The following is a 5,839-nucleotide window of genomic DNA, read 5'->3' on the forward strand; positions in this document are numbered from 1 at the left end:
GCGAGGAAAGCGCTCTTTAATATCGTCGACCCAGGCGACAAGCACCTCAGCATCTTCCAACGCCCGTTCGAAACCGGCGTCGTCGTTACAGACGGTCACGTTAATGCTCGCCATATCGGGGTGTCGACGCACGCCGGCTTGCCACTGAGCCAGCGATATCGCGAACCCCGTATCTTTTTTTTGGTTCTGAATGTGAAGACGCATCGCTCGCTTCCTTACTTCTACATCTTTGCGGTAGGAAAAAAGAACTTCCGGTGGTCAGCCCGCTTGATCTACGATGATCGGATTGGGAGCAAATCTCAGTGACGCGGCATTTGACCGTGCGCCAATCAAGTGGGTGCGCCGCGCAAAAACCGACTGGCGGCATAGGGTGTCGGGTCGATGAACGGCGCTTGGTTCTGCATTAGCTCGGTCACAAGTCGAGCGCCGGTGGGCCCACCTGTCATTCCGTTGTGGCCGTGTCCAAACAATAGAAAGAGACCACGGAACCCGGGCGCCGCGCCTATCACAGGAAGACTGTCGGGAATGGAAGGGCGGAACCCTATCCAAATAGTCGGCTCTACGCCCTCGAGTTCTGGGAACAACTGCATGGCCCGTCGCGCTACCGCTGCCGCGCGGCGCTCATCTGGGGGTGCGTGCAAACCGGCGATTTCCACCGTACCAGAAGCGCATAGTCCTTCCTCGAAGGGAGACAGGGCTACGCCCCAATCCTTATGAAGAACAGTGTGAGTTAGCTGAACGGGCGATCCGGAGAACATGGCGTGATAGCCGCGCTCGGTGTCCAGGGGAAGGTACAGACCTAGGGGATTCAGCAGGGTCGCTGACCATGCGCCGGCGGCGACCAGTACCCGCGCGGCTCGATGATTGGCAGCGTTGGTCATCACGGTCCAGTCACCAGCCTCGCGTGGGATCAACTTCAACACGCGCTCGGGCACGAACCGTACACCTTCAGCTAAAGCAACGGCGGCTAAATGGGAGACCAGACGGCGAGGGCTGACGATATGACCGTTCCCCGGTATCAGTATCCCACGGAGAGGCATTTTCGCTAAGCCTGGAAACATCTCGCGCAGCTCATCGAAGCGAAGCGGCTGGGACTTGACCCCATGCCGCTCGCGAAGCCGGCGCTCGAGAGCTGCTGCCGGGCTTTCAAGTTCTCCGTCCCAAAGCTGCACGTGGCCGAAAGGGCGTAACAAGTCCGCAAATGCGTTAGCGCCCAGAAGATCACGGTATACGTCCCAAATCGGGCTGTGCAAGGCACGTAACGCGTCCGAGCTCTTCAGCACTTGGCGCATGCGTCCGGCCCAAAGCCAACGCAGCAGCCATGGCGTGGCCCGGGGCAGATAAGATTTGCGGATTGTCAGCGGCCCCAATGGGTCCATTAGCCAGCTCGGCACCTTGCGTAGCATCCCCGGCACAGAAATCGGAACGACCGTGTCGGCACTGATGATGCCGGCGTTGCCGAAGCTCGCGCCCCCTGGGGAGGGCAGCGGGTCGATCAGCGTAACATCCAACCCCGCCCGGCGCATATAAAGCGCCGCCGACACACCCGCGATGCCGCCACCGACGACGATATGTGTCGTTGTCATGCCCATTCCCCGACGGGCCCACTCTGCCTTGACGACAGCCGCGATTTGATCAGACTCTGATAGATGTTCATCGTGTCAAACCGTATTGGAAGAATAGTGCAGGCTTGCGTTGCAGAGCGACTAAGATGTTGCATTGCTCGGACAGGCGCTGAATAGTTTTCCAGGATTCATGATACCAGTCGGATCGAAGACAGCTTTGATAGACCGCATTAATGAGAGTTCCCGCGGGTCCTTGAAAGTCGCCAGTTTGTCGCGCAGCGAAACACCCACGCCGTGTTCTGCACTGATGCTTCCACCTAGTGAGGCGCTAATCTCGTAAACGATATTGCTGACCTCGCTGGCCCGAGCTTCGAATTCAGCGGAGCCCACTTTCTCACGATCAAAAATTGCGACTGCATGGACATTCCCGTCGCCGAGATGCCCTACGAACGTCAGTTCCATGTCGGATCGCCCGGATAAAGCCCGCTCCGTCTGTCTGATGAAGGCCGCACATGACGAAACCGGAACCGAGGTGTCGTGCGACAACACGCGCCCCGCGTGGAGATTGCTCTCCGAGATGACATGCCGGAGCGCCCAGAACTCCGAGCGCTGTGCTTCCGATTGCGCGATGACCGCGTCTGACAGTATTCCTCCCTCGATACATGCCGAGAGCGTGTCCATCAGCAGCTCGGAAAGACCTGCATCTAATATCGAATCTGTGATTTCTATCAGGAGATACCAGGAATGCCGTTTGTCGAGTGGAGACGCAGTCTTGATGTGTCGAAACACGACCTCTAGCTGCCGGGCGCTGATGATCTCGAAAGTTGAAAGTCTGGCGCCGCATTGTTCTTTCACCCGGCTCAAAATCTCAAGTGCGTCTTCGGGTGACTGAAGTCCACAGAATGCGGTTGCCGTTGACCTTGGCCGAGGAAAGAGCTTGAGCGCCGCGGCAGTAACGATGCCCAAAGTGCCTTCCGAACCAATGAAGAGATGCTTGAGATCGTAGCCGGTGTTGTTCTTGCGCAGCTGTGCGATCTCGCCCAGCACGTCGCCGTTGGGAAGAACTACCTCGAGCCCGAGCACGAGTTCCCGCATCGCCCCATAGCGCACGACCTCGAGGCCGCCGGCGTTTGCGGCAATGTTGCCGCCAATCTGGCAACTGCCCTCGCTAGCCAGGCTGAGCGGGAACAAGCGGTCGGCCTCCACGGCTGCTGCCTGCACATTCGCGAGTATGCAACCCGCCTCAACAACCATCGTATCGTTGGTCCGGTCGATTGAACGGATGCGGTCCATCCGCCCAAGCGAGACAATTATTTCATTGCCGGTGTCATCGGGGATTCCACCGCCGACCACTCCTGTGTTTCCTCCTTGCGGAACGACGCGCCGACCTTCTCGAAACGCCCAGGCCATGATCCCCGCGACCTCCGCGGTGGAGCGAGGCCGCACAACTGCAGCTGCATTCCCTGAGAATCGACCGCGCCAATCGCGTGTATACGCGGCCATATCTTCTGGAGCGGTCAGTACGTGAGCTGAACCCACAATATTGGCTAGGTCGGACAAAGCTGGGCTTGTCATCGGCAACGTCCAGGGTTGGCTATAAGGCATACGCTTGCTCGCGCGGCACAGCTGCCGCGGATGCCGCGGCTGAGGCAGGCTCGCAATAAAGAAGCGTTCGTCACACCGACCGGCGTTGCTTAGCAACTGAAAGCGGTGCATCAAACGCCTCTTCCAACGAGGCCAATATGATTTCGGAGGCTTCCTCGATATCGCCCGAAGTATAGGCCGTGGAGATATTGAGCCGGCCGGACTCATCGATGAGTAGCCGCCGGTCAATCGCTGCAGACCAGTACCGCTTAAGCAGCGGCAGTTCCTCAGGCCGATGTGCGACCGAATGATAGCTATTGCCAATACGGGGCGCGAAGAACAGCGAGACAAAGGAGCCGCAGCCTCCAACATGGGCGGGTAAGCCCTTCTGCTCGATCCCTCCGCGTAGGGCTGCCCGCAATTGATCGCCCATCTCATTGACCCTGAGAACTTCATCCTCGGTGTAGTGGACAAGCGTCGCCAAGCCGGCGGCCATGGTCATTGGGTTGGCGTTGAAGGTACCAGTGAATGACAGGCAAGCACTTGCACGCGACGGGTCGAAGATCTGCATTGCTTTCTCACTTCCACCAATCGCCCCGACTGGCATACCACCGCCTATAATTTTCCCGAACGTTGTCAAATCTGGGCGGACGTCCAACATCCCCTGGGCACCGTCATGCGCTACCCGAAAGGACGCGATTTCGTCGAAGATGAGCAGGATGCCAAGTTCGTCTGACACACTTCGAAGCATTCTAAGAAATTCTGGATCCGCCACGGCGTAGCCGATGCGAGAAGGGACCGGGTCAATGACAATTCCGGCGATCTCATCTGCGTGTTCGCGAATGATGGCCTCTGCCATGACTGCATGGTTAAAAGGTACGACAAGGACATCTTCCAGAACATGTGGCAGAGTGTAGGGGCCAAAGGCGCGCGACATCGGGAAGCCCTGAGCCCCAAGCGTGACTGGAGGCGTGTTGGAGACCTCGGCGTAATCGTAGGAACCATGGTAAAGGCCCTCGCATTTTACGATCTTTGGCCGCTGCGTCAGTGCACGCGCGGCCTTCATGGCATGCATGACTGCTTCGGATCCAGTATTGCAGAACACAACGCGATCGACCGACGCCACACGGTTGCAAAGATGCTCGGCCAGTTGCACCTCTCCCGTCGCCGGTAGACCAAAACTTACCCCGCGGTCGAGTTGATCTTTGATTGCGGCGATCGTCGGCGGGTGCTTGTGCCCGTGGATGAGAACCATGAAGTTGTTGGAGCCGTCCAGAAATAAATTGCCGTCAATGTCGAGCACTCTGCATCCGTACCCCGAATGCATATAGGAGCGCATGTCGTAGAGTGCCCGCCGAGTGCTGCCACCTGGCATGACCTTGCAGGCGCGGTCATACCACGCCTCAGAGGGAGTATTAGGTGCTGGAAACATTCTCTTTTCTCCAACGAGACGCTGCTCGAATAGGGCTCGATGGCACGTAGATGCTCTTGCCGGGTTCCACTGGAAAGGCCAGTTCCGCACTTGCCGTCGGACCACTCCGCTGACAGCGGCTTAGCCTGAAGCTCCGCTTGTTAAATGGACTGAAGTCTCCACGCAGTCCGCTCCGTGCTGGAGTGTCACCCACCAGCCAGGCCTCTTGACCGCCTATCGTTAAACGCTTATCGCTAATTTTGACTGCTGCACCTCCTACAGCTCCGCAGGAAAGTTCTCAGCGGTGGGAGAGCCAGGTAGATCTTGTCGCGAGTCAGACGCTCTATTCTGGACGACACCCATAGGCGAGACCACGCGTGCTCTGTCGCGCCACACAACAGAAGGAGATTTCCTTTGGCAAAAGGTTACTGGATCGCATTTTATCGCTCTGTGTCGCACCCGGCCGCGCTGGCCGAATATGCAAAACTCGCCGGGCCAGCGCTAGCCGAAGCCGGCGGAACGGCACTTGCGCGTGGCGCGCCCGCCAAGGTGTTCGAGGACGGCATCAACCAGCGCACCGTTATTATCGAATTCGAAAGTGTCGAAAAGGCCATTGCGGCCTATGAGACAGATGGCTACAGGGCCGCCCGCGCGGTTCTCGGCCGTGCGGCTGAACGGGATCTGCGCATTGTCGAGGGCGTTGGCTGAAGACATCGTGTTCCCCGCCGCGCCTACGGTGCGCTAGGCATATAGACGCTCTTTCAAGGCGCTCTTTCCTTCCTCCGAATTCAACCCCGAGCCGAACATCATGGCAGGTTAAAACCGAGCTGCCCGCCCGGAAAGTGTTGGACAGCGATGCTGTGATCATCGGCATGGCCCCAGGCACCAGCGCCGCAAATCGGCCGAAGCATCTCACGCAAAGCTTGCCGTAGTCGTCACCCAAAAAGGACTTGATGGTTGGCGCGCATGTTCTTTCCAGCGCGGTTGTAGGTGTTAGCATATGCTTCGTAGACAAGATGTTCTAATTAGATTTATTGGGAAGAGTAAATAGTGGCCAACGGGTTGAAGAATTCCGATGATCTTTGCTTTCTGCCGGCATGGCGGCTCAGCGAGATGCGAGCGACAGGGGAGATTTCGTGCGCAGAAATTACAGGCGCCTATCTTTCGCGGATCGCAAAACTCGATAGCAAGCTTAATTCCTACGTCGAGGTTTTCACAGAGGAGGCGAGTGCAGCGGCAGCAGCCCTCGACGGAGCCAGGGATGGGCGAAATCGGAGCG

5 protein-coding genes and 1 pseudogene are annotated in these 5,839 nt (G+C 58.0%); 2 read left to right on the forward strand and 4 right to left on the reverse strand.

Annotated features, from left to right (window positions below; genetic code table 11):
• From EN943_RS34170 to EN943_RS34190, 4 genes are all read right to left on the reverse strand, one after another.
• A partial coding sequence (locus EN943_RS34170; protein ID WP_206522864.1) for a hypothetical protein occupies nucleotides 1–204 on the reverse strand: 204 nt, incomplete at its 3' end.
• A gap of 125 nt (nucleotides 205–329) precedes the next feature.
• On the reverse strand, nucleotides 330–1,586 hold the full coding sequence (locus EN943_RS34175) for an FAD-binding oxidoreductase (RefSeq protein WP_164778526.1): 1,257 nt from the start codon (nucleotides 1,584–1,586) through the stop codon (nucleotides 330–332).
• Between the two features lie 120 nt (nucleotides 1,587–1,706).
• Nucleotides 1,707–3,170, reverse strand: a complete 1,464-nt coding sequence (locus tag EN943_RS34185) for an FAD-binding oxidoreductase (protein WP_348630115.1) — start codon at nucleotides 3,168–3,170, stop codon at nucleotides 1,707–1,709.
• 70 nt (nucleotides 3,171–3,240) lie between these two features.
• Nucleotides 3,241–4,581, reverse strand: coding sequence for an aminotransferase class III-fold pyridoxal phosphate-dependent enzyme (locus EN943_RS34190; RefSeq protein ID WP_127416283.1), 1,341 nt, complete (start codon nucleotides 4,579–4,581; stop codon nucleotides 3,241–3,243).
• A 393-nt stretch (nucleotides 4,582–4,974) separates the two neighbouring features.
• Between EN943_RS34190 and EN943_RS34195 the strand changes: the two genes are divergently transcribed.
• Nucleotides 4,975–5,268 (forward strand): DUF1330 domain-containing protein, encoded by a 294-nt coding sequence (locus EN943_RS34195; protein ID WP_127416284.1) that lies wholly within the window; start codon nucleotides 4,975–4,977, stop codon nucleotides 5,266–5,268.
• A gap of 354 nt (nucleotides 5,269–5,622) precedes the next feature.
• A pseudogene (locus EN943_RS34200) lies at nucleotides 5,623–5,839 on the forward strand (amidase family protein); the annotation flags it as partial.

This window comes from Mesorhizobium sp. M7A.F.Ca.US.006.01.1.1 (assembly GCF_003997935.1).
Classification (GTDB): domain Bacteria; phylum Pseudomonadota; class Alphaproteobacteria; order Rhizobiales; family Rhizobiaceae; genus Mesorhizobium.